Source organism: Saccharibacter sp. EH611, from assembly GCF_009834765.1.
Taxonomy (GTDB): Bacteria; Pseudomonadota; Alphaproteobacteria; order Acetobacterales; family Acetobacteraceae; genus Saccharibacter.
Map to the genome: position 1 here is coordinate 130,440 of NZ_WVHP01000021.1, position 23,404 is coordinate 153,843.

Genomic DNA, 23,404 nt, shown 5'->3' on the forward strand with positions numbered 1-23,404 from the left:
TAGAAGATGAGGCATGGTGCAGTCATGCAACGCTATGTTGACGCTTCATCGCTTGTGTTTAACTGGAGACAGAGACGGATATGACCACTCCTTACCCGGCAGAGTCCGCCCCAATGCCAACAATTGATGCGCCGCTTACCGGTCTTGTACCCTTTGAAGGGCATGAGGGCCAGTATCGGTTGGATAAGCCAACCAAGGACTATGGCCATCTTTACCCAGCCGAAGTAAAGCAGGTTCATCATTGGACTAATCGCTTGTTTAGCTTCACCACGACTCGTGATCCCGGCCTCCGTTTTTCTAATGGTCAATTTGCTATGATCGGGATTGAGGTTGAAGGTAAACCGCTTCTGCGCGCTTATTCCCTCGCTTCAGCGAATTTTGAAGACCAAATGGAGTTCCTCTCCATCGCGGTGGAAGATGGCCCGCTGACCTCGCGTCTGCGTCACGTTAAAGTGGGCGATACGGTGCTAATCGGGCGTAAACCTGTCGGGACACTACTGCTGGATAATTTGAAGCCAGGTCGTAACCTGTATTTCCTCTCTACAGGAACGGGCCTTGCACCCTTTATGAGCCTTATTAAAGACCCAGACGCTTATGATCGGTATGAGAATGTCATTCTGACGCATACCGTGCGTGAGCGCGGTGAGCTGGCGTATAAAGATCTGATCGAAAATATCCTGCCAAAGCATGAGTTCTTGGGTGAGGATATCGCTGCGAAGCTGAAATATTACCCCGCTGTAACGCGTGAAGAATTCCCTGTGCAAGAACGCATTACAACGCTGATCAATAATGGGCGTATCTTCAAAGACCTCAACATTGATGAGCTGGACCCAGAGCATGACCGTGTCATGATTTGCGGTTCCCCTGAAATGTTGGCGGATACGCAGAAACTTCTTGAAGAGCGTGGCTTTGAAGAAGGCAATATGAGCCGTCAGGGCTCTTATGTGGTCGAGAAAGCGTTCGCTGAACGTTAAGCGAGACGGACAGGACGGAGATGTATGATGACGCAGGATGTTGATCTCTTTGTGATCGGTGCAGGGTCAGGTGGGGTACGCTGTGCGCGTATCGCGGCCCAGCATGGGGCACGTGTTGCTGTTGCTGAACGGCGGCATTGGGGTGGCACCTGCGTCAATCTCGGCTGTGTTCCTAAAAAGCTGATGGTGTATGCGGCTGAGACAGGCCGCACACTGGATGATGCGCCCAGCTATGGCTGGGATGTGACCAAGCCTGAGCATAATTGGTCGCGTTTTATGGAGGCGAAAGATGCCGAGATTAAGCGTCTCAATGGCATTTATGTCTCCATGTTGGAGAAGGCAGGCGTCACGCTGTATACCGGCGATGCTCGGCTGATTGATGCCCATACGGTCGAAATAGGGCCGTCAGCTCTAGCGCCAGAGGCCCCTGTGCAGCGTATTAAGGCCAAGCGCATTGTGCTGGCGACGGGGTCTGTGCCGGTCAAGCTGGATATTCCAGGGGCTGACTATGCCATAACGTCTGACGAAGCGTTCCATCTGCCGGAGCGCCCCAAGCGCGTCGCTGTGATTGGAAGCGGCTATATTGGGGTAGAGTTCGCAGGTATTTTTGCAGGGCTGGGTTCAACAGTAGAGCTGGTCTATCGGCAGCCGTACCCGCTCCGTGGGTTTGACCATGACGTGCGGGAGCATATGCGTGAGCTGATTGACCTGAATGGGATTACGCAGCACGCCAGCACATCACCCGTGCGGATTGAGAAGCATGGGGACGTTCTGCATCTGGTGCTGGATAATGGCACAACCTTAGAGGTTGATGCGGTGATGATGGCGACAGGGCGTCGTCCTTCAATTGATGCGCTTGGCCTTGAGAATGCTGGCGTGGCTGTTGAGAATGGGCATGTCGTGGTGAATGCACAGTCAGAAACGAATGTGCCGTCTATCTATGCCATTGGTGACATTATTGATCAGTATAACCTCACACCAACAGCGATTTCTGAAGGGCATTTGTTGGCGGAACGGTTATTTGCGCCACAAGGGCGGAGTTGGTCGTTTGACACCACACCAAAAGCTGTTTTCTTCGCAGCGCCCATTGGGTCTGTGGGGATGAGTGAGGAAGAGGCTGTGCGTGATCATGACGTGACGGTCTATCTGTCGCGCTTTACAGCTATGAAGCAGAGTTTACCGAAACGTCCTGGCAAAATTTTGATGAAGCTGGTGGTGGATCGTCAAACAGATGTGGTGTTAGGGGCTCATATGGTGGGGCCTGATGCGCCTGAGATTATTCAGATGCTTGCGGTGATCGTTACAGCGAAATTAACTAAAAAGCAGCTCGATCAAACGATTTCACTGCATCCAAGCTCTGCGGAAGAATTTGTGACGATGCGCGCACCGACCCGTCATGTCGCGCGTGGGGAAACCGTGTCAGGTACGAGCGCGCCGCGATAACCACGTCGTGGGACAATCAAAGGGGAGGACGATGAGGAAGGAACCGCTCTTACGTCCTTCCTACTTCAGCGCCTTTCTTTATGCTTTTCGGACAACGATTGCCTCTCTTGTAGCGCTTGCAATTGCGTTTTGGATGGAGCTTGGGCAGCCGCAATGGGCCGCGATGACGGTTTGGATTGTTGCACAAAGCTCCCCAGGTATGAGTCTGTCTAAAGGGCGATGGCGTATTGTGGGCACATGCGTGGGGATGGTCGGCGCGATTTGGCTGGTCGGATTTTCACCGCAAGCGCCGTGGATGTTTTTCCTCTTGTTGGCGTTATGGCTTGGCCTCTGTGCAGGCTTTGCGTCGATGACACAGAATTTCCGTGGGTATGCTGTTGTCTTAGCAGGATATACGGGAGCGATCATTGCGTTAAGCGCGGTTGATCAACCCGATCAAGTGTTTAATATCGCTATTGCGCGCGGGACATATATCCTGCTTGGGGTCGTGTGTGAAATGGCCGCTGGCATGATGTTCGTGTCAGGAACGGTGCGCAAAGCGCGGCGTGAATTGCAAGACCGCGTGTCCGCGGTATTGAGCCACTCTACGAGCGTTCTTAGCGCGGTTATGCGCGATGAAGAGGGTAGTATTGACCAGCTGTGCAATCAGCTCTCTTCATTGCAATCCGTGAGCGATCAGCTCGAATTCATTCGTATTGAAATGCATGGTTATGGCCATGAAGTTGATCGTGCCTATGTGACCTTCGGTGGGGTGGCGGTTATGCTGTCGCGTGGGCTTGGTTTGCGCTCGCGCATGGCCTCTGTTGGGCCATTAGGGGAAGAAGTTAAAGCCGTTTTAGAGACGTTTGCTCAGGATATGAATGACCTCTCTCCACTTTTGGAGGCAGGTGATCATGCTGACCAAGCGTTGGAGAAAGCCGAACGTCTTCTTGCTCATTGTCGTGATAAACTTGCCGTTTCTCTTGAGCGTCATGACCAAGAGACGATTAAGGACGGCGTCGTTCTCACTGGTGTGGAGGTGATGCTCCAAGATCTGTGTGAGGCTTTGTCGGTGCACTGTATGGGGAAGAAATATGTTGCTTGGCCCGAACATCATCGTTTGCACCGGCACGTTGATAAACGCCTCGCTTTTTCCAATAGTGTGCGTTCAATGGCCGCTATTTTGCTGGGGGCTCTCGTATGGGAAGTCACGGCCTGGCCACATGGTGCGTTGTTTGTCACCTTTATTGCCGTAGTTTGTACGCGCTTCTCTACATTTGATAACACTGTGTTAGCAAGCCGCCGTTTTTTCTATGGGGCCGTGTGGGCGGTTATTGCGGGTATTATTCCTGTTTTTATTGTGATGCCGATTACCTCAAGCTATGTGGTGTTGGGCATGACGCTTGGGTTTTTTATGTTCCTAGGCGGGCTTGCCTTACGGTATCCCCCAACGGCTGTGATGGCGGCATCATATGCGAACTTCTTTCCGTGGGTGCTCGGGCTGGATAACCAAGGACGTTATAGTGAGCTCGACTGGTTTAACGTCTCTTTAGCATTGCTTTTGGGGCTATGGTGTGGGGTGCTGGTTTTCCGCACGGTTTTGCCTATTACGGTGCGCCATGCGTGGGGGCTCATGCGGCGTGAGTTGCTTGAGAGCTTGCATCATATTCACCGCCGTGATGAAGACGTTGCGCAATATGACTGGGTAGATGATACGACGCAGCGGTTAGAGCAGGTTTTCCACTTTGCCGGACAACTCCCCCAAAAAGATATTGACCATATGATTCATGGGACATTGGCGATTGTGACGGTGGGGCGAAATATGCTGATGTTGCGTCAACTCGTGCAAGAAGGGCGTCTTCCTAAAGAAGCTGAGCACGAGGGAGAAGTGCTTATGAGCGAGTTGACGCGCTCGAATGTTGAGAATCAAGCAGACAAGGCGCTTGAACCATCCAACTTTCAAACAGAGCAGGAGGCTCTGTCCCAGCTTTTTTGGAAAAGCAGCAACCTCACAGTAAGGCGTGATATTGTCCTTGCCATGGGGTCGCTGCGTATTATGCGGTTTGAGCTGCCAAAGGGGCGGTCTTTTCTTACTCAGCCGATGATGTCTTCAGAAATGAAATCAGGTCTTGGTTGAGCCTGTGGGCAAAGGTAGCGAAAAGCCCATGCCCGGCACCTTCGTATTCTTTAAAATGTGCATGAGGGAGTGCCTTAGCTGTTCGACGCCCAGATAGGGCTACGGGAACCGTCTCATCCGCAGCGCCATGAATGATCAAACAAGGGCGCTTGACGGCGGTAAGGTCTTGGCGGAAATCCGTTTTGCTCCATGCATCAACACATTGAAGCGTTGCGACAGGGCTTGCTTGGCACGCCATGAGGAAAGTCCAGTCAAGAAGGCCAGCACTAACCTTATCGCCTGACTCTTTATGACCATAAAAGTTCGGTGCAAATTGACGGAGGAAATCAAAACGATCAAGCCGAATTTGCGTCTTAATGTCTTCGACGACGTCGTTTTCAATTCCCTCAGGGTTATCGGCTGTTTTGAGGAGGAAGGGAGGAACAGCTCCTAAGAACACCAGCTGTGCAATACGTTCATCACCATGACGGGCGCTAAAACGAGCGACTTCGCCTCCGCCCATCGAAAAGCCGACTAAGGTGACATTCGTGAGGCCGAGCTGGTCGATGATACAGGCGAGATCATCGGTGAGCTGGTCATACTCATAACCCGAAGCGGGATGATCAGACCGGCCAAAGCCACGGCGGTCGTAGGTAATGACGCGATATCCAGCCTCTATGAGGGCAGGAACTTGGAAAGACCACATGTCCTCGTTAAGCGGCCAGCCATGAATGAGGATAACGGGGCGGCCTTTGCCCATATCACGAACATGAAGAGCAGTGCCGTCAAAACTTTGAATAAAAGGCATAATCAATCTCCTGCTGGAGCGGATGGAGTGTCATCGCGTAAGTCTAGGAGCGCGCGCTTTATCAAGAGGCCCTAGGAGATCCTGAAAAAGCGTTAAGCTAGAGGGATTATGGTATTTTTTGCTAAAGCTGGGCAATCATATTTTTGTGTTCATCTATGCAGTCTCGTTGAGGATGAAGGCTGCATAGATGAGTCTGGCAGGCTTAAAACCCGTTGCCGCGCGGCGCGACCCAGCCATTGCCCGTTGCATCACCAAGCTGGCCGCTCTGAGCAGGGCTGCTATCTTGGTAAGCAGAGCCAAAGGCGCCTAAATTGCTGCCTGTGACATTGTCACGATGGGATTTGACCTGCGCCTGATGGTCAGGGTCTGGGCCATTCTGGAATTCAGTAGATGGTGCTTCCTGATAGCCGGGAGGCGGTGGGCGATGCCCTTGAGCATGGTAATGCTCTCCACCAGCGCGAGGGGTTTTATGAGGCCCAGAGGCAGCGCTGGAATCGCCTTCTTGGTAAGGCTGGCCGAAATGAACGGTCTGCGCCACGGCCGGCACAGAAAAGCCACAAAGAGCAGCAGAGGCGCTCAGAAAAGCGAGGGAAGAAAGTCGTAAAGCCGAAGGCATGCGGTGTTCCTGATCAAAGGGTGATCTCTTTACCCTTTATCATCGGCTCACTGGGCATCGGGATCAAGGGTTCCGAGTTTTAATTCTGGGCGAGGGACTACCATTTTCATCCTTTTTCGGCCATATAAGAGATATTCTTACGGCGTTGCGACATATATGCGACGTCTGTCGCTCATTCATTTCTGGAGGCTGTTGATGCATTCCCCAGCTGGGTCTCAGACCATGTCTCAGAGCCCTTGGTCCCCGCAAAGTTGGCGTTCACGGCCAATTCGCCAAGCGCCAACCTATGCCGATCAACAGGCGCTGACGGCTGTGGAAGAGCGCCTTCATCGCTATCCGCCGCTTGTTTTCGCTGGTGAAGCGCGCCGTTTAAAAGAGCGCCTCGCGGCTGCTTCGCGTGGGGATGCTTTTGTGCTTCAGGGCGGCCCTTGTGCTGAGAGCTTCCGTGACTTCACCGGTGATGTGGTGCGTGATACGTTCCGTGTTCTACTGCAGATGTCTGTTGTGCTGACTTATGCAGCAAAAGTGCCTGTCGTGAAGCTAGGTCGTATGGCCGGGCAGTACGCTAAGCCGCGCTCGTCTGCGACAGAAACGCGTGATGGTGTTGAGCTGCCGTGCTATCGCGGTGACAATGTGAATGCGCCTGAGTTTACGGCACAAGCGCGTGAACCAGACCCGCTGCGTATGGAGACGGGTTATTTCCAAGCTGCTGGTGTACTGAACCTGCTGCGTGCTTTTGCACATGGTGGTTATGCCAATTTGCACGATGTGTATCGCTGGAACCTTGAGTTTATGGAAGGGTCAGCTCTGGCTGAACGCTATCATGACCTCGCATCTCGCATTGATAGCAGCCTTTCCTTTGTCCGGGCCTGTGGGCTTGAGCAAGACGTCCCGCAGATTGATGAGACGGAATTCTATACCTCTCATGAAGCTTTGCTTCTCCCTTACGAGGAAGCCCTGACACGGGTTGATAGCACAACTGGCCAGTATTACGATTGCTCTGCGCACTTTCTTTGGATTGGCGATCGTACACGTCAGCCTGAAGGCGCGCATGTCGAGTTCTTGCGTGGCGTTAATAACCCGATTGGGATCAAGGTTGGCCCGACGACGGATCCTAAGGAGCTGGTCAGCTTGCTGGATATCCTCAACCCAGAAGATGAGGCAGGGCGTATTACGTTGATCTCACGTATGGGCTGTGGAAAGGTGCGTGACCTATTGCCACCGATCGTTGAAGCCGTTCGGGCCTCTGGCCGTTGCGTGACATGGCTGTGCGACCCCATGCACGGCAATACGACAACCACCGCGCAGAAGCTGAAGACACGTGCTTTTGCTAACGTGATGGACGAAATCCTTGGCTTCTTTGAGGTGTTTAATAAAGCCGGCCTTCCCGCAGGTGGCATTCATCTTGAAATGACCGGACAAAATGTGACGGAATGCACAGGCGGCTCACAATGCCTCACAGAAGAAGATCTCATGACACGTTATGAGACCTTCTGTGACCCACGTTTGAATGCGGAGCAGTCTTTAGAGATTGCCTTCACACTTGCAGACACCCTTATAAAGAATCGTTCAGCCTCATAAGGGCTTTTCGACTTCCTCAGTGGAGGGACGATGATGACAACAGCAGAGAAGGCCCTTGACCAAGCGCAAGGGCCGCGCCACGCCCTCGATGAGCCGCTTATTGAAAAGCGGACGGATGCGTATTTTGTGCGAACGCGTGAAATCGCGCAGCATTTTGGCGATAGCCGCGTGACCTACGCTGTTTTTATCCGTCGTCCGGTTGTCGCGGCATGCGGTTTGGCATTGCGCTGGCTTCATAATGTTGCGGAACAGCAGGGTTTTGAGTTTGAGTGTCAGGAAGTTTACCCAGAAGGCACATGGGTTGGCGCGGGGGAGCCTCTTTTTTACCTTACAGGGTCTCTGGCAGCTCTTGCCCCGTTAGAAACTCTTTTGCTGCAAAAGCTCGGCCCGGTTTGTGTAGCGGCGCATAATGCGTATCAGATGGCGATGGCGCTTTCGCAAGTGCCATTCTTGGCCATGGATGCGCGCCATTGTGCAGGCTATGAAATGCAAGAGCAGATGGCTTATGCTGCTTCTGTAGGGTCGCGTGCAGCCCAGCGTGAAGGGGCAACGGGCTTTGTTGGCAATGCAAATGATGCAACGGCAGGGTTCTTTGGCCTTGATCATGGCTTGGGGACGATGCCTCATGCTTTGATTGGCTATGCTGGCTCGACCCTAAGAGCTGCGGAAATGTATGCTGAGATGTATCCTGACCAGCCGCTTTCTGTCCTTGTCGATTATTTCGGACGGGAGGTGAGTGATGCGCTGGAAGTATGTCGTCACTTTCCCGAACGAGCAGAAGCTGGCGAGGTCAGTGTGCGGTTGGATACGCATGGTGGACGCTTCCTAGAAGGGCTAGACCCGCAGACGTCCTATGCTGTGTTGGAGCGTTATGCGCCGGGCACAATCCGTCGCTATCGGTCAGAGAAAGAGCTGCGTTATCTCGTGGGAACGGGCGTTTCTGCTGCGGCGATTTGGCGTATGCGCGAAGCACTTAATGAGGCGGGGTTCCCCAAAGTAAAAATTGTTGCTTCGTCAGGTTTTAGCGTTTCCAAATGTGTAGCGATGCATGATGCGGATGCTCCGATTGATGTGGTGGGAACGGGGTCTTTTCTTCCTGATTCATGGTCGGAAACCTACGCAACAGCCGATATTGTGGCCTATGATGGTCATCCACGTGTTAAAATCGGGCGTGAATTCTTGCTGACGAAGCTTCAGGAAAGACAGGTCCTATGAGCGAGACAGAAACAAAAACTCCCGAAAATGGTTGGACTGTACGGATTATTGATCAATCCGGCGCAACTGAGGATGATATGGTTGAAGAGGTTCGCGGTTTTGTGGATCTCCTCCATGCCAATGCGTTTGCACGGGCCTATGTGCGCGACAGTATTGAGCGCTGCCGTGTGCCCGGTGCGACAGATCGTGAAGTATTGGAGAGCTGGTTTTCATTTGGTGAAAGTGCAGAAGTTCCACAATCGGGCGATGAAGGCTGGAAGGCCAGCACAGAGCTTGATGAGTTTGTTTCAACCCCGGCAACGCCGATGGAGCGTGACTGGCGCAGCATTGACCCACGGCGGCTCATTGATGAGGATGAGCTTGAGGGGTTGTTAGATGAGGAAGACGCTGAAGATGATGCGTCTCGTTCTGAGATTATCCGCCATTAATTATCGAGAATAGATACGGCATGAAACTACGTTTTGCTCCTTCCCCGACAGGTTCCCTCCATGTGGGCAATGCTCGCTTGGCTGTGGCCAACTACCTCTTTGCCCGTCATCATGAAGGGCAATTTCTCTTGCGTATGGATGATACCGACACGCAACGGGGAAAGAAGGAGTATGAAGACGGGATTTATCGCGACCTCAAATGGCTCGGCCTGTCTTGGGATGAAGAGGCACGTCAGTCCGACCGCCTGAACCGTTACGCTGAAGTGATTGAGCAGCTGAAGGCAGAAGGGCGGCTTTACCCCTGCTTTGAAAGTGAGCTGGAGCTTAAATATAAGCGCGAGCAGCGCCTGCGTGCTGGCAAACCGCCAATTTATGACCGTTCGATGCTGCGGATGACTGACGAGCAGCGCGAGCGTGCGGAAGCCAATGGTAAAAAACCATACTGGCGCTTTAAGCTCAGTGACACGCAGCGTCGCTGGAAAGACCTCGTAATGGGCGATTGCGTGGTTAAGCTTACGGCCGTGTCAGATCCTGTATTGGTGCGTGCGGATGGGACGATCTTGTACACGCTGGCCTCCGTTATTGATGATCTCGACCTCGGCGTGACGCATATTATGCGTGGGGAAGATCATGTGACCAATACAGGCGTTCAGCTTGATATTGCCGAAGCATTGGGGGCTAAGCCCAACCGCTTCACATTTGCGCATCTTCCCCTTCTTCTGGGGCATGATGGTGGGAAACTCTCCAAACGATTGGGCGGGCTTGCGCTTTCAACCCTGCGCAATGATGGGATTGAGCCGCGCGCGCTGGTCGGTTATCTCGCTCGTTTAGGCACGTCTGATGACCCTGAACCCGCGACAATGGAGCAGATGGTTGCATCATATGAGATTAGCCATGTGTCACGCTCTGCGGCCCGTTTTGACCCACCTCAGCTTCTAGGCCTCAACCGGCGTGTCCTGCACGGCATGTCGTTTGACGATATTCGCGATCGGTTGCCTAAAGGGGCTGATGAAGCCTTCTGGACGGCTATCCGTGGGAATATTGATCTTGCGTCTGAAATTGCGCATTGGTGGGAGGTTGTGCAGGGCCATGTGGTGCCACCTGCGCAGCCTGAGGACCATGAGTTCCTCAAACAGGCCAAAGAGCTTCTGCCTCAAGAGCCGTGGGATGGGAGCACATGGAAGCGGTGGATTGATACGCTTAAAGCAGAAACAGGTCGTAAAGGGAAAAAGCTCTTCATGCCGTTGCGCCTTGCGTTAACTGGTGAAGATGCAGGCCCAGAGCTTGCGGCTCTCCTGCCTTTAATGGGCTATGAGCGCACGGTGCAGCGCTTAGAGGAAGCATCTCATCATTAATTATGCGGTGGTGTCGAGGAAGTCGGCACCGTCGTGGTCGCGTGGAAGAGGCTGAAATCAGCCACCACGCTTCCGTCTGGGTGTGGGCGCATAATCTCGCGTAGGACGCACCCCCATTTAATATGCTCTGCTGCATAAGTATGCATCGCAAAAGCTGTTTGAGCTGAGGCTTGGTCAGTTGCTGAAAGCGTCACGATGATCTCCGCTTTTTGCTGGAGAAGGTCATCTTTAGAGAGCCCGTATAAGGGACTATCTTGGGTGATCTCATGGGAGATGACCCACGTAATCGGTAAGATTGGGAGATGCGCGCTTTTTAGCGGAATCCTTTCAAGCTGCAGGGTGGGCTCTCCGTTCATATCTGAGATTCTACGAACGAGAATGGCTTCCACAGTGAGGTCAATCAAGGCAGTACGGCGGAGATTGCCAATACGCAGATTAAGGAGTGTCTTGCCCTTATGCGTTGCGATCGTGGCTTTATCGCTAAAAAGCACGAGTGCATGAGGGCTTGAGAAACGCGCAAAGATCAGCCCCGTCACCAAGCCGGTAAAAATAATGCCGATGAAGGTTTCAAGCGTCACGATAGCATTCGCGAGCATCCCTACAGGGGCAAGATTACCATAACCGACGGTAGAGAGGGTGTGGACGCTAAAAAAGAAATTCCTCCAAAAATGATGAGAGGGAACGCCCGTAACTCCAGAAGGGATGAGGGAATAGAAGAGACCAAAAGCCATATTAATCAGCACATAAATACTGGCGATTAAGATGAAGAAAATGGTCCATCCCATGGTAAGAAACTGATGATAAACATCATGGAAATGTTTCGTCCGCAGGCCGGTTTTCCTGACGTTCTGAAAGGTGTCCTCTCCTGTTAAGCGTATACTGTTGCTTTTCTTATGATGATGAGGAAAGGAGCGATGCATGAGGTGGCCTATGGTTGTTTGGAACGTCGATTATGGGACAATTCGCGCACAACACCGTGAAGGGTACGGAGCTCTTGTTCAGTCACTTGGCCGCGGGTGAAGAGATGACGCAAATTCCGGATCATTCCGGGCTTTTTCTGCTCATTGCGGAGGAAGCCGCACGCGTCGAGTTCGCGCAAGAGATGAGCGTTAAAGTTCTCAAGCTCTCCCTTAGTCGCAATATGGGTCTCATTGGTCATGAAATGTTGCTCAGGTGTGGTATCTTCTGTGAGGTACCATTCATACGCCATCACGAGGACGGCCTGAGCGAGATTGAGTGACATAAATTGAGGGTTGAGTGGATAGCGAATAAGCGTATCCGCTCGAGCCATATCCTCATTATCCAGCCCCGTTCGTTCAGGGCCAAAGAGAATACCCGAGCGTAACCCCTGCTGGGCGGTTGTGCGCAGCTCTGCCGCAGCTCCGCGAGCGGTCATGAGGGGCTTAATGATATGGCGTGGGCGCGGGCAGGTCGCAAAAACGCGATGAAGGTCGGCCACGGCGTCATCAACGGTTTCATGAACTGTCGCGGCATCTAAAATACGGTCGGCGCCTGAGGAGGCATACCACGCGCGTTCTTGCGGCCAGCCATCACGCGGGGCGACAATGCGGAGATGGAACAGGCCGCCATTTGCCATCGCACGGGCCGTGGTGCCGATATTTTCCGCAAGCTGAGGGCGGATCAGAATAACAACCGGGTCAAAAGGGCTAAGAGGGGCTAGATCAGCCCCGCCATCACGTCCAGTCATGAGAGATTATGCCTTTCGCCAAGTGGTGCCGTTGGGGGTGTCCTCCAAGAGGATGCCCTGCTCGGTCAGATGGGCGCGAATCTCATCCGCTTTAGCGAAATCTTTCGCTTTTCGAGCCTCTAAGCGTTGGTTAATCAACGCGTTAATTGTCTCAGTATCAAGAGACACGTCACCTTGAAACCACTCAGAAGAGGTAAGGCCGAAGAGGCCAAGTAAACGCCCGGCAGCGTAAAGGCTGTCTGCATCTTCTTGTTGGCCATTCATAGCACCATCAGCGTATTTGTGCAGTTCAGCAATGGCCAGAGGTGTGTTGAGGTCATCGCATAGCGCTTCTTGCACAGGGTGTGGAACGGCGCTGTTTGAACGAGGTGGTGTTTTCTCCAACGCACGATAGAAGCGATCCATAATACGGCGTGCTTCATCAAGCTTTTCCCAGCTAAAGTCCAGCGTAGAGCGATAATGAGAGCCGAGATAGAGCAGGCGCAGGGCTTCTGCTGGTGCGTGCTCCAGCGCTTTATGAATGGTATGAAAATTACCCAAAGATTTGGACATTTTCTCACCATTGCACAGCAACATACCGACATGGAGCCAGTGCCGTGCAAAGGCGCTATCAGGCGTGCAGCAGAGCGATTGTGCGCGCTCATTTTCATGATGGGGAAAGAGAAGATCATTCCCGCCGCCATGAATATCAAAGCTAGGCCCGAGATAACGTTGTGACATCGCTGAGCATTCAAGATGCCAGCCGGGGCGGCCGCGTCCATAGGGGCTCTCCCAGCCGGGCTCATCCTCTGCTGAAGGCTTCCAAAGCACGAAATCACCAGGGTTACGTTTATAAGGCGCGACTTCTACGCGAGCACCTGCTTGCATGTCTTCTAAGGAACGGCCCGAGAGAGCGCCGTAGCTGTCGAACGAGTGCACATCAAAGAGGACATGTCCTTCGGCTTCATAAGCATGATTATGAGCGATGAGGGAGCTGATCATCGCAAGCATATCGCCAATATGTTGCGTTGCGCGTGGCTCAATATCAGGAGCGATAATTGAGAGTGCGTTCAGGTCGTCGTGAAATTCTTTGGTTGTACGGGCTGTGAGAGCGTCAATGTCTTCATGATTGTCGCGAGCGCGCGCGATAATCTTATCGTCAATATCGGTGATATTGCGAACATAGGTGACTGTCTCGTAACGGGCTTTCAGAAGACGTACGAGGACATCAGCGCATAGCATAGCGCGCAGATTGCCAAGATGAACCCGGTCATAAACAGTTGGGCCACAAAAATAGAGGCGGATATTGTCCGCATCCATAGGAGTAAACACCTCTAACGCACGGCTATGGCTGTTATAAAGGCGTAGGGGGATCGACGGGGTTATGATGCTCTTCGTACTCATATTCTGATCAATGCGGCAGAGATGCGTTTGGTGCAACAGGGGATCACGTTCTTTGCCCTTGTTTTGTTATTTTTGGTCAGTATGAGGGGGGCATGAATCCTCCTCACATATCCTTATCACCTTCTCGTACGTCTTTCTCGGCTCATGCGAAGTCGCTCTTTCGGGTTGGGCTCCCCCTTGCCTTGTCTCAGGTTTCTGAAATGGCCATGGGGGTGACTGATACGATCCTGCTTGGCAGCTTGGGCGTGGAAGCGCTCGCTGTTGGCGGTATTGCCAATAACTTCTTTTTCACCACGATGGTGACATTCCAAGCGATTCTGGGTGGGGTCGGGGTGTTGCTCTCCCATGCACGCGGGGCAGAAGAGCACGGGCGTGTGGCTTCTTATGATGGTCCGCGGGTCATGAGTGCGGGATTCGCCTTGTCTGTGCTGGTCTTTATCCCGTGTTTGATTCTTCTATTGTTCTCGGGGCAGCTCTTTGCACTGTTGGGTGAGCCCGCTGAGGTCGTGCAGCATGGCAACGCGTTTATCCATATTCTGCTCTATTCTCTTTTGCCGGATTTAGCCTTGATTGGTGTTTGCCGTGTGGCGTTGCCGTCTTTGGGCTATGAGGCGATGCTGCTTTGGGTCATGCCTTTGATGGCCGTGTTGAATGGCATCACCAATGCGACTCTTATTCATGGGTGGTTTGGCTTTCCAGCCTACGGTCTTTTTGGTTCTGCACGGGCGACGACGTTAACGGGTTGGGTGATTGGTCTGGCGCTCATAGGGCTCTGTCTGTGTCGAGCCCCGCTGCGCAAGGTCATGAAGCTGGTGCGGGTGCGCTGGGTTGTGCTCAAGGAGCTTTTGCGCCTTGGGGGCCCTATGATGGCTTCCGCTGCGTCTGAGATCTTGCTGTTCCAAATCACGACCTTGCGGGCTGGTCAGCTGGGCACGCAGAGCTTGGCGGCTCATCAAGTGGCGCTGAACACGGCGTCTTTATTGTTTATGGTGTGTCTTGCCGTTGGGCAGGCGGCGAATGTGCGTGTCGCCTATTGGCGTGGCGCAGGCCATATGGATCAAGCACGCCGTGCGGCTTTAAGTGCGCTGGGCATCGTGTTGGTCTGGACGTTTGCAACGGGCTTGTTGCTCTTCTTCCTGCCAGATGTGATCGCAAAACTTTATTATACCGGCGCTCCACCTGATGAAGCGACGTTTCAAACGACGATGCTTCTTCTGCGCATTGCGGGTATTTTTCAGATCGTCGATGGACTTCAAACCGTGTGTAACGGCGCGTTACGTGGGTGTGGCGATGCGATGGTTCCGATGGTTATCGGGATTATGAGCTACGGTGTCGTTGGGATTGGTGGCGGCGGTTTGCTTGCCTTCCAAGGACATTTTGGTGTGGAAGGGCTTTGGATTGGCCTTGCCTCAGGCCTTGGGGTAACGGCTGTAGCACTGGGGTATCGCCTCTACCGCGTGCTACAGCGTGGATAATTACATTCCAGAACGGCGTGCTAGGGCGATGGTGATCAGATAAATTACCAGCCCACCAGCAGAGAGCAGGGCCCCGCCCCAACCGATGGAGGCCAGCCCTAAATGGGCATCAACCAGCATAGCGGCGAACCAAGCGCCGAGAGCATTGGCGACATTAAAGGCTGAATGGTTGAGAGAGGCGGCCAAGGTTTGTCCATCGCCTGCAACATCCATCAGGCGCGACTGCATGGCGGGGCTCAGGATGATCGTAGCTGCAGGCAAAAGAAAGCAGATCGGCAAAATGGCCCAGGCAGAGGGAAGGAAGATCCAGAAAGCGAGCATGAAGAGAATGCTTGCGCTTAATCCGCCGATCGTCGTGCGATCAAGGTTGCGGTCAATCATCGCCCCGCCAAAGGCGTTCCCCGCGACCATCCCTAGACCCCAGATGACTTGGTAGAGCGTAATAAACCAATGGCTTAAATGGGTGACAGACCCCAAAGAGGATGTCAGAAAGGTATAAATACCAAACAAACCGCCAAAGCCGATCGCGCCTGTCAGCAGCGTGAGCAGTACTTGGGGGCGTGTGACGGCATTAAGCTCCGAAAGTGCGTTGACGCCTTCCTGTGGCTTATCAGCAGGCACGCAAAGATAGACACCAAGGATGCAGACCAGTCCGAGAAGGGCCAGTGTCGCATAGACCGCTTCCCAGCTCACATACTGCGAGGCAAAGGTGCATAGTGGCGAGCCAATAACGGTAGAGATCATGATGCCCGACAGCACGCGGCCAATGGTGCGACCACGCCGGGCACGCTCAACCATAGACGCGCCGGTTAAGGCCGCAATGCCGAAGAAAGCGCCATGAGGGAGGCCCGTAATAAAACGCATGATCTCGATCGGCCCAAGTGCGTTGCAGAGAACCGTGCCGACATTGCCCACAACGAAGAGAGCGAGCAGAAGGAGGAGCAGCGTGCGGCGTGGCAATTTAGCTCCAAAAACGGCCATGACCGGTGCGCCGATGACGACACCCAAGGCATAGGCCGAGATAACCGAGCTTGCAGAGGCGATAGAGAGGTGCAGTGAATGGGCAAAAGCGGGCAGGAGGCCCATCATACCGAATTCACCGGTGCCAATGGTAAATGTGCCCAGCATAAGGGCAAAAATGGCTGGGCCAACACCATAGGGGGGACGGAGGCGCCCAGCCTCGGAGGAGGATGTGTGGCTCATGTCAATTGATCCAAATCATAGGGGTAAATGGAGGATGATAGAGCGAAAATAGACCGCTCATGTCCTCTCAACATCAGGCCTGCATAATGGAACAATCATTGACAGAAAAGGGGGGATCGTGTAACCGCGCACACATTGCTGGGAAAGTTGGATGTCTCGGTGGCGCTAAATGGATGCTGTGTCCGCTTTGGAAGAGCCACAACGAGAGGTCCCGTTCTTTGTAGGGTATCATAAGCCCGTAAAGAGCCTACCGGTGCAACAAAACAGTCCGCTGTGCAGCAGGGAGCGGGCTTGATCGAGAAATGCGGGTAAACCCATGTCGAAACGTCTTGAGAGCAAGTATAAAATTAACCGCCGTCTGGGCGTCAACCTTTGGGGTCGTGCAAAGTCCCCTGTGAACCGTCGTGAATACGGCCCCGGTCAGCACGGTCAGCGTCGTCGCCAGAAGCCATCTGACTATTCCGTTCAGTTGATGGCAAAGCAGAAGCTGAAGGGTTACTATGGTAACATCAGCGAAAAGCAGTTCCGTCGTTATTATGATGAAGCTGTGCGTCGTAAGGGCGATACCTCTGAGAACCTGATCGGTCTGCTGGAGCGCCGTCTAGATGCGGTCATCTACCGTCTGAAATTTGCTATGACGCCATTTGCTGCACGTCAGTTCGTCAGCCACGGCCATGTGCTGGTTAATGGCAAGCGCGTTAACATTCCGTCTTACCTGCTGAAGGAAGGCGATGTGATCGAAGTGCGCGAAAAGTCCAAGCAGCTTGCTGTGGTGCTGGATGCCGTTCAGAGCGCTGAGCGCGACGTGCCAGAATATATTGATGTTGATCATCGTAAGATGACAGGCAGCTTCGTCCGCGTGCCGCAGCTTTCTGATGTGCCTTATCCGGTGCAGATGGAACCAAACCTCGTGGTCGAGTTCTATTCTCGATAAAAAGCGGTTTTTTTCCGTTTGTCGGAGCGCCGGGCGGGGTTTATCCGTCCGGCGTTTCTTTTATGTGTTGTGCTTTCAGGGTGACCCTGCATGTCTGATCTATCCAAATCGGGTGATATTGCCCAAGAGGTAACGCGCCGGCGTACATTTGCGATTATTTCCCATCCTGACGCGGGTAAAACCACGCTGACGGAGCGTATCTTGCGTGCGGGTGGTGCGATTCAGATGGCAGGGAACGTGCGTGCCAAAGGGGAGCGCCGGCGCACCCGGTCTGACTGGATGGGCATTGAGCGTGACCGTGGGATCTCCGTGGTAACCTCTGTCATGACCTTCCATTATGGGGGTTGCGTCTTTAATTTGCTCGATACCCCAGGGCATGAGGACTTCTCTGAAGATACCTACCGTACGCTGACCGCCGTTGACTGCGCTGTCATGGTGATTGACGCGGCGAAGGGCATTGAGGCACGGACACGGAAGCTGTTTGAGATTTGCCGCCTGCGCGATATTCCGATTGTGACCTTCATCAACAAGATGGATCGTGAAGCTCAAGACTGTTTTGCTCTTCTTGATGAAATTTCTAGTGCTTTGGCATTGGATGTCACGCCGGCAACTTGGCCTGTGGGGCGTGCAAAAGATTTTGTCGGTACTTATGATGTGCGGACGAAAAAGCTTAATACAAAAGAACCGCTCGAAGAGGGTGATCCGCGCCTTGCCGCATTAGAAGAGGAATGTGGCCTTGCAGAAGCGGCCTTGCCTGAATTTGAGCAAGAATTCTTTGATGAGGGCCATCTAACGCCTGTTTTCTTCGGCTCTGCGATGAAAGAGATTGGCGTGACGGATTTGCTGGACGCTCTCGCTGCGTATGGCCCGCCACCGCGTGCGCAACCGACCGAGACGCGAGAGGTGAGCGCGGTTGAAGATAAAGTGACGGCGCTTGTCTTTAAGATTCAAGCCAATATGGATCCTAATCACCGCGATCGTATGGCGTTTGCTCGTGTGTGCTCTGGTCGTTTAACGCGTGGAATGAAGCTCAAACATGTGCGGATTGGGAAACAGTTCGCCCTTCACACACCGCAATTTTTCTTCGCTCAAGACCGGCAGCTTGTCGAAGAAGCGTTTGGGGGCGATGTTGTGGGGCTCCCCAACCACGGCACGTTGCGCATTGGCGATACGTTGACTGAAGGTGAAGAGCTTCGCTTCACAGGCGTGCCGTATTTTGCCCCTGAAATCCTCCGCCGTGTCCGTTTAGATGATGCGATGAAAGCGAAGAAGCTGCGTCAAGCTCTGGTGCAGTTGGCTGAGGAAGGGGTGGTGCAGCTCTTCCAGCCGCAGGATGGCTCGCCGCCGATTGTCGGTGTTGTGGGTGTTCTGCAGCTTGATGTGCTGCAATCCCGCTTGCAAGCTGAGTATAAAGTGCCTGTTGGCTTTGAAAGCTCGCCTTATACCGTGGCACGCTGGGTGAAAGGCGATAAAGCGGCACTGGAAAAGTTCGCACAGGTGAACCGTACGTCTATGGCTGATGATCTGGACGGAGACCCAGTCTTCCTCTCAAGTTCTGGCTTCATGATGAACCGGGCGATTGAGATGAACGAAGACCTCACGTTCCACGATATTAAGCAAATCGGTATGGTGACGGCGTAGTCGTGTATGGGGCAGGCGTTGCGTGCCCCATTATCCTTGCGCGTTAAGGCAGGGAGAGCTTAACGGAGACAGGGCAATGGTCTGACAGCCCTTTCTGTGAGCGATCATCCCGATAGGTCATCACCCGGAGGCTGTCGGGTATGAGCCAGTTTTGCGCGCTATTGCCTAAAATGATGTGGTCAATAAAGCGTTTCCCACCTCGGCAGGGGCTCGCATAGCCTGCTGTCGTGAGGGTGAGAGAAACGTCACCGTTGAGCTGCTTCATGAGGGGATCGTTGGGGACAAGACGGCGGTTAAAGTCACCCAAGATGACAAAAGGCATCCCATCATCTTGGCGGTCGAGAATCCAGTTTTCAATAATATGGAATTGTTGATAGAGCGTTGGACAGGAATGTTTCTTTTCTGCCAGAGGGCGCTCCCAACAGCCTGCTTTGAGATGAACGACAAGAATACGCAACGATGTATCGCCATCATGGAGGGTGACATCTAGGCCTGCGCGTAAATGATGCTGCGCATGAGGGCGCGAGACATCAAGGGCGCTCAGCTCAGGGTTTAACGTCACCTTTAGTGGCCGACGAATAGCAAGCCCAACACGCTGGACGATAGGATCCGGTATCATAATGATAGAATAAAGCGAAGGGTCGAACAGATGCTCGGCACTTAGGGGGTCATCGACCTCTTGCAAAGCGATGATGTCACTATTGAGTTTTTGAGCGTAGTGACGCAGCCGTTCTCTGTCATGGTCTGAACGATGGGGAATATCGGCTGGCAGGTCAGGATCATCTGAAGGGCGATCGGTTAGCCAATCAAGATTCCATGTGGTGATTTTAAGAGGATGTGCCTGAGCTTCTGCGGTTAAGCAGACACATAAAAACAACACGACCCTACCGAGCGTCCAAAGCAAGGAGGGTCGTGTGTGCATATTCGCTTTCGTAAGTTCTACTGAGCAGGCTGTTTTTTGAGCTCTGCAACAACGTCTTCGACAGGGCGTGCTTTGCGTGTTTGCTCGTCGAGTACTAAAATCTTGCCGTTCTGGATATCGTAGAACCATCCTTGAATGTTTAATTCATTACGGGCTAGTGCACCAGCAACGATTGGATGTGTGCGCAGATGGGTCAGCTGTAGGAGCACATTCGCCTCAGCGAGGGATTGCATTTCTTTTGGCCCTGCATCCTCAGCTTTTAGGCCGTTCATGCTTGCATAAGCTGCTTCTGAATTGCGCAGCCAGCGTCTTACAGTTGGCATGGTTTTAAGCTTCGGTGATTCGAGGTCTAACAACGCATGCATTGCACCACAATTAGAGTGGCCGCATACGACGATATTCTTAACCTTCAATGCACCAACAGCGTATTCAATAGCAGAAGAGACAGCGCCCATCATTTCCCCATAAGCAGGAATAATATTTCCTACATTACGAATCAGGAAAAGTTCACCAGGCTCTGTCTGAGTGATCATGCTTGGGCTGATGCGACTATCAGCACAGGTGATAAAGAGCGTAGGAGGGGCTTGATCATACGCAAGGCTTTGAAAAAGCTCAGCATTTTTGGGGTACACATCATCTTCAAATGAGCGGACGCCGTCGAGCAGTTCCAAAAGAGTGGTGTGCTGAAAAGACATGCCAATGGTCCTTGAAAAAAGCATCGAGTGCCTGCCCTTTGGGCATGACGAGACATTGTTATCGTGCATTATTATGGAAGGAAGATGGCATAAACAGCAAATTATAAAAAAAAGTTCATACCCCGGTGAGGGATATGAACTTTTTGGTCGCTTACAGAGAGTTTTGTTTTAAAGCTGCGCGATGTGCTCACGAAGCATAGAGAAAACCTCATCCTCTGCGGGGCGTGCCCCGCCAGCTTGAGCCATTGTTGGGCGTCCGCCGCCACCTTTCCCTCCCATGAGAGGAGAGGCTGAACGCACGAGATCAACTGCATTGAGGCGCTCTGAAAGATCCTTCGTGACGGCAATAATGATACTGCCACGGTCATTGGCACCAGAGATTAAGGCAACAACGCCCGAATCAATTTTCTTGATTAAGGTTTCTGCCAGACCTTTGAGATCGCGTGGATTGACATCGTCCAGCATACGCGTGGCTAGCGTGATGCCATTAATGGTCTCATTGGCGCTCTCGCCACCACCGATCACAAGTTTATGCTGCAAGGAGGCGATCTGCGCATTGAGCGCTTTGCGTTCTTCCAGCAGGTTTGCGAGGCGTTGCGGAGCTTCGGCCGGGCTGACCTTCAGGAGGTCTGCCATCTCGTGAAGTTGTTTTTCTGTCGCAGCGATGGTTTGTTCCGCACTGCGCCCACACACGGCTTCAATACGGCGCACGCCAGAAGCCACACCGGCTTCGGAGATAATGCGGAACAGACCAATCTCACCGAGACGTTCTACATGCGTTCCGCCGCAGAGTTCGATGGAATAGGCTGAACGATTTTCATCACCTTCACCCATGGCAACGACACGTACCTCATCACCATATTTCTCACCAAACAGCGCCATGGCGCCTTCAGCACGAGCCTGATCGGGCGTCATTAAGCGTGTCGTCACAGCACTATTTTCACGAATCCGTGCATTGACGTCTTCTTCAACCGCGCGGAGCTCTTCTGCTGTTAGAGGGCGCGGTTGGCTGATGTCAAAACGCAGACGATCAGGAGCATTCAAGCTCCCTTTCTGAGTGACATGCTCACCTACCTGACGACGCAAGGCTTCATGCAGCAAATGCGTGGCGGAATGATGCGCACGTACGGCGGTGCGTCGCTCATGGTCTACCGTCGCGCGGACGGTCATGCCCGACTTTACGGTGCCTTTAACCACGCGTCCATAATGGACGATCAGATCGCCATTTTTCTTTTGCGTATCGGTAACCGCAATCTCAAGGCCTTCAGCGGTCAAGGTGCCATGGTCACCAACTTGTCCACCGCTTTCACCGTAAAAGGGTGACTGGTTAAGCAAGAGGGCCACCTCTTGACCTTCAGTTGCTTCAGCAAGCTCATCACTGCCTTTGAAGATGGCTTGTACTTCGGCATCGGCTTGTTCTGTCACATAGCCGAAGAACTCCGTCGCGCCAAAACGATCACGGGCATCAAACCAGACAGTTTCAACAGCAGAATCACCAGACCCCACCCAAGCGGCACGTGCGCGTTGGCGTTGTTCTGCCATAGCCGCTTCAAACCCGGCCTCGTCCACCTTATGGCCACGTTCACGTAGAACATCTTGGGTCAGGTCGAGAGGGAAACCGAACGTGTCATAGAGCTTAAACGCAAGCTCACCAGGCAAGGTGCCTTGGTCTGAAAGCTGTGTCATTTCGCTATCAAGGAGCGAGAGGCCGCGGGTGAGCAGGGCTGCAAAGCGCTCTTCTTCCCCACGCATCGTTTCAGTGATGAGGGCTTGATGGCGCACAAGCTCGGGGTAAGCATGGCCCATTTGTTGAATGAGAGCGGGAAGGAGACGATAAAAGACCGGCTCTTTTGCTCCCATCATATGAAGGTGACGCATGGCACGACGCATAATACGGCGCAACACGTAGCCACGCCCTTCGCGTGACGGCAGCACGCCGTCAGAGATCAAAAAGGCGGTTGAGCGTAAATGGTCAGCGACGACGCGGTGGCTCATCTTAAAATGGCCATCGGCATCTTGATGAAGCAGATCGGCAGACGCTTCAATCAGGGCACGGATGGTATCTGTATCGTAATTGTCGCGTTTGCCTTGCATAATTGCTGCAAAACGTTCCAACCCCATGCCTGTATCAATAGAAGGGCGGGGAAGAGCACTACGTTTACTCCCAGCTTCTTCAAAAAACTGCATGAAGACGAGGTTCCAGATCTCGACAAAACGATCGCCGTCTTCTTCCGGGCTGCCCGGAGGGCCACCGGCGACGTCTGGGCCGTGATCATAAAAAATCTCTGAAGATGGGCCGCAAGGGCCTGTATCGCCCATCCGCCAGAAATTATCCGATGTAGAAATACGGATAATTTTATCATCAGAAAAACCAGCAATTTTCTTCCAAAGTTCAGCGGCTTCGTCATCGTCACTATAAACGGTGACGAGGAGCTTTTCTTTGGAGATACCAAAGCCCTTGGTCAGAAGATTCCAGGCAAATTCAATTACTTCAGCTTTAAAATAGTCGCCAAAGCTAAAGTTTCCCATCATTTCAAAGAATGTATGATGGCGCGCGGTATAGCCGACATTGTCGAGGTCATTATGTTTACCACCGGCACGGACGACCTTTTGGGCGGTTGTCGCTCGTTTATAAGGGGTGGTTTCTTGCCCTGTAAAAATGTTCTTAAACGGCACCATCCCTGCATTGGTAAACAGCAGGCTAGGGTCGTTCTGAGGAACCAGAGAGGCTGAAGGAAGAATCTGATGCCCACGTTCGGCAAAATATTCAAGGAATGTTGAGCGGATATCGTTAGTACTGGTCATGGCCTAAGGGTATCTGGTTCCAGGAAAAAGAAACAGGAAAATCACGCAATATCTTAGCGGATTATAAAGGGCTTGGAAATGCTTCAGATGATGGATAAGCGCATGAGTTGCATAAGGAAGGGG

19 protein-coding genes are annotated in these 23,404 nt (G+C 52.8%); 10 read left to right on the top strand and 9 right to left on the bottom strand.

Annotated features, from left to right (window positions below; translation table 11 throughout):
* Positions 1-80 precede the first annotated feature (80 nt).
* From GS535_RS05910 to GS535_RS05920, 3 genes are read left to right on the top strand one after another with little or no spacing between them, the layout of a single operon-like run.
* Positions 81-974, top strand: coding sequence for a ferredoxin--NADP reductase (locus GS535_RS05910; RefSeq protein ID WP_160791216.1), 894 nt, complete (start codon positions 81-83; stop codon positions 972-974).
* Positions 975-1,001: 27 nt separating this feature from the next.
* Complete coding sequence (gene gorA / locus GS535_RS05915; RefSeq protein WP_160791429.1) at positions 1,002-2,417, top strand: glutathione-disulfide reductase; 1,416 nt, start codon at positions 1,002-1,004, stop codon at positions 2,415-2,417.
* Between the two features lie 31 nt (positions 2,418-2,448).
* Positions 2,449-4,533, top strand: a complete 2,085-nt coding sequence (locus tag GS535_RS05920) for an FUSC family protein (protein WP_160791217.1) — start codon at positions 2,449-2,451, stop codon at positions 4,531-4,533.
* Here GS535_RS05920 and GS535_RS05925 read toward each other — a convergent pair.
* Both GS535_RS05925 and GS535_RS05930 read right to left on the bottom strand, forming a co-directional pair.
* On the bottom strand, positions 4,487-5,320 hold the full coding sequence (locus GS535_RS05925) for an alpha/beta fold hydrolase (RefSeq protein ID WP_160791218.1): 834 nt from the start codon (positions 5,318-5,320) through the stop codon (positions 4,487-4,489). The two genes, GS535_RS05920 and GS535_RS05925, sit on opposite strands and share 47 nt — an antisense overlap.
* Before the next feature lie 202 nt (positions 5,321-5,522).
* Positions 5,523-5,936: a hypothetical protein gene (locus GS535_RS05930; RefSeq protein WP_160791219.1), complete on the bottom strand. Its 414-nt coding sequence runs from the start codon at positions 5,934-5,936 to the stop codon at positions 5,523-5,525.
* 195 nt (positions 5,937-6,131) lie between these two features.
* On the opposite strand from GS535_RS05930, the gene GS535_RS05935 reads away from it, so the two are divergent.
* The 4 genes from GS535_RS05935 to gltX are packed head-to-tail and all read left to right on the top strand — an operon-like array spanning position 6,132 to position 10,515.
* Positions 6,132-7,517 (top strand): class II 3-deoxy-7-phosphoheptulonate synthase, encoded by a 1,386-nt coding sequence (locus GS535_RS05935; protein WP_160791220.1) that lies wholly within the window; start codon positions 6,132-6,134, stop codon positions 7,515-7,517.
* A 33-nt stretch (positions 7,518-7,550) separates the two neighbouring features.
* Entirely contained in the window at positions 7,551-8,732 is a 1,182-nt protein-coding gene (locus GS535_RS05940; RefSeq protein WP_160791430.1) for a nicotinate phosphoribosyltransferase, read from the top strand.
* The gene (locus GS535_RS05945) at positions 8,729-9,160 is read left to right on the top strand and encodes a hypothetical protein (protein ID WP_160791221.1); all 432 of its coding nucleotides are present in this window, start codon (positions 8,729-8,731) and stop codon (positions 9,158-9,160) included. The genes GS535_RS05940 and GS535_RS05945 overlap by 4 nt, the downstream gene beginning before the upstream one ends.
* Positions 9,161-9,180: 20 nt before the next feature.
* On the top strand, positions 9,181-10,515 hold the full coding sequence (gene gltX / locus GS535_RS05950; RefSeq protein WP_160791222.1) for a glutamate--tRNA ligase: 1,335 nt from the start codon (positions 9,181-9,183) through the stop codon (positions 10,513-10,515).
* On the opposite strand, the gene GS535_RS05955 is transcribed toward gltX, so the two are convergent.
* The 3 genes from GS535_RS05955 to cysS form a co-directional block, all read right to left on the bottom strand.
* Complete coding sequence (locus GS535_RS05955) at positions 10,512-11,300, bottom strand: ion channel (RefSeq protein ID WP_160799174.1); 789 nt, start codon at positions 11,298-11,300, stop codon at positions 10,512-10,514. The two genes, gltX and GS535_RS05955, sit on opposite strands and share 4 nt — an antisense overlap.
* A gap of 143 nt (positions 11,301-11,443) precedes the next feature.
* Complete coding sequence (locus tag GS535_RS05960; protein ID WP_160791224.1) at positions 11,444-12,223, bottom strand: RNA methyltransferase; 780 nt, start codon at positions 12,221-12,223, stop codon at positions 11,444-11,446.
* Positions 12,224-12,229: 6 nt separating this feature from the next.
* A complete protein-coding gene (gene cysS, locus GS535_RS05965; protein ID WP_202401518.1) occupies positions 12,230-13,606 on the bottom strand; it encodes a cysteine--tRNA ligase in 1,377 nt (458 codons plus the stop codon).
* A 92-nt stretch (positions 13,607-13,698) separates the two neighbouring features.
* Here cysS and GS535_RS05970 point away from each other — a divergent pair, with 92 nt between their 5' ends.
* A complete protein-coding gene (locus GS535_RS05970; RefSeq protein ID WP_160791225.1) occupies positions 13,699-15,081 on the top strand; it encodes an MATE family efflux transporter in 1,383 nt (460 codons plus the stop codon).
* On the opposite strand, the gene GS535_RS05975 is transcribed toward GS535_RS05970, so the two are convergent.
* On the bottom strand, positions 15,082-16,284 hold the full coding sequence (locus tag GS535_RS05975; protein ID WP_160791226.1) for an MFS transporter: 1,203 nt from the start codon (positions 16,282-16,284) through the stop codon (positions 15,082-15,084).
* 316 nt (positions 16,285-16,600) lie between these two features.
* On the opposite strand from GS535_RS05975, the gene rpsD reads away from it, so the two are divergent.
* Together rpsD and GS535_RS05985 are read left to right on the top strand one after the other, a co-directional pair.
* A complete protein-coding gene (rpsD, locus tag GS535_RS05980) occupies positions 16,601-17,218 on the top strand; it encodes a 30S ribosomal protein S4 (protein WP_160791227.1) in 618 nt (205 codons plus the stop codon).
* A gap of 90 nt (positions 17,219-17,308) precedes the next feature.
* On the top strand, positions 17,309-18,859 hold the full coding sequence (locus GS535_RS05985; RefSeq protein ID WP_160791228.1) for a peptide chain release factor 3: 1,551 nt from the start codon (positions 17,309-17,311) through the stop codon (positions 18,857-18,859).
* A 43-nt stretch (positions 18,860-18,902) separates the two neighbouring features.
* Here GS535_RS05985 and GS535_RS05990 read toward each other — a convergent pair whose 3' ends face one another.
* The 3 genes from GS535_RS05990 to alaS form a co-directional block, all read right to left on the bottom strand.
* Entirely contained in the window at positions 18,903-19,781 is an 879-nt protein-coding gene (locus GS535_RS05990) for an endonuclease/exonuclease/phosphatase family protein (RefSeq protein WP_237442209.1), read from the bottom strand.
* Positions 19,782-19,798: 17 nt separating this feature from the next.
* Positions 19,799-20,476 (bottom strand): carbonic anhydrase, encoded by a 678-nt coding sequence (locus tag GS535_RS05995; protein ID WP_160791229.1) that lies wholly within the window; start codon positions 20,474-20,476, stop codon positions 19,799-19,801.
* 168 nt (positions 20,477-20,644) lie between these two features.
* On the bottom strand, positions 20,645-23,281 hold the full coding sequence (gene alaS, locus GS535_RS06000; protein ID WP_160791230.1) for an alanine--tRNA ligase: 2,637 nt from the start codon (positions 23,279-23,281) through the stop codon (positions 20,645-20,647).
* Positions 23,282-23,404 lie beyond the last annotated feature (123 nt).

Excerpts from the sequence above, each read along its gene's own strand:
- GS535_RS05935 (WP_160791220.1), top strand. The coding sequence starts at position 6,132 with ATGCATTCCCCAGCTGGGTCTCAGACCATGTCTCAGAGCCCTTGGTCC.
- GS535_RS05975 (WP_160791226.1), bottom strand. The coding sequence starts at position 16,284 with ATGAGCCACACATCCTCCTCCGAGGCTGGGCGCCTCCGTCCCCCCTAT.
- GS535_RS05990 (WP_237442209.1), bottom strand. The coding sequence starts at position 19,781 with ATGCACACACGACCCTCCTTGCTTTGGACGCTCGGTAGGGTCGTGTTG.
- cysS (WP_202401518.1), bottom strand. The coding sequence starts at position 13,606 with ATGAGTACGAAGAGCATCATAACCCCGTCGATCCCCCTACGCCTTTAT.
- GS535_RS05940 (WP_160791430.1), top strand. The coding sequence starts at position 7,551 with ATGACAACAGCAGAGAAGGCCCTTGACCAAGCGCAAGGGCCGCGCCAC.
- GS535_RS05955 (WP_160799174.1), bottom strand. The coding sequence starts at position 11,300 with ATGGGATGGACCATTTTCTTCATCTTAATCGCCAGTATTTATGTGCTG.
- GS535_RS05910 (WP_160791216.1), top strand. The coding sequence starts at position 81 with ATGACCACTCCTTACCCGGCAGAGTCCGCCCCAATGCCAACAATTGAT.
- gorA (WP_160791429.1), top strand. The coding sequence starts at position 1,002 with ATGACGCAGGATGTTGATCTCTTTGTGATCGGTGCAGGGTCAGGTGGG.
- gltX (WP_160791222.1), top strand. The coding sequence starts at position 9,181 with ATGAAACTACGTTTTGCTCCTTCCCCGACAGGTTCCCTCCATGTGGGC.
- GS535_RS05995 (WP_160791229.1), bottom strand. The coding sequence starts at position 20,476 with ATGTCTTTTCAGCACACCACTCTTTTGGAACTGCTCGACGGCGTCCGC.
- GS535_RS05925 (WP_160791218.1), bottom strand. The coding sequence starts at position 5,320 with ATGCCTTTTATTCAAAGTTTTGACGGCACTGCTCTTCATGTTCGTGAT.
- GS535_RS05970 (WP_160791225.1), top strand. The coding sequence starts at position 13,699 with ATGAATCCTCCTCACATATCCTTATCACCTTCTCGTACGTCTTTCTCG.
- alaS (WP_160791230.1), bottom strand. The coding sequence starts at position 23,281 with ATGACCAGTACTAACGATATCCGCTCAACATTCCTTGAATATTTTGCC.
- GS535_RS05930 (WP_160791219.1), bottom strand. The coding sequence starts at position 5,936 with ATGCCTTCGGCTTTACGACTTTCTTCCCTCGCTTTTCTGAGCGCCTCT.
- GS535_RS05920 (WP_160791217.1), top strand. The coding sequence starts at position 2,449 with ATGAGGAAGGAACCGCTCTTACGTCCTTCCTACTTCAGCGCCTTTCTT.
- rpsD (WP_160791227.1), top strand. The coding sequence starts at position 16,601 with ATGTCGAAACGTCTTGAGAGCAAGTATAAAATTAACCGCCGTCTGGGC.
- GS535_RS05985 (WP_160791228.1), top strand. The coding sequence starts at position 17,309 with ATGTCTGATCTATCCAAATCGGGTGATATTGCCCAAGAGGTAACGCGC.
- GS535_RS05945 (WP_160791221.1), top strand. The coding sequence starts at position 8,729 with ATGAGCGAGACAGAAACAAAAACTCCCGAAAATGGTTGGACTGTACGG.
- GS535_RS05960 (WP_160791224.1), bottom strand. The coding sequence starts at position 12,223 with ATGACTGGACGTGATGGCGGGGCTGATCTAGCCCCTCTTAGCCCTTTT.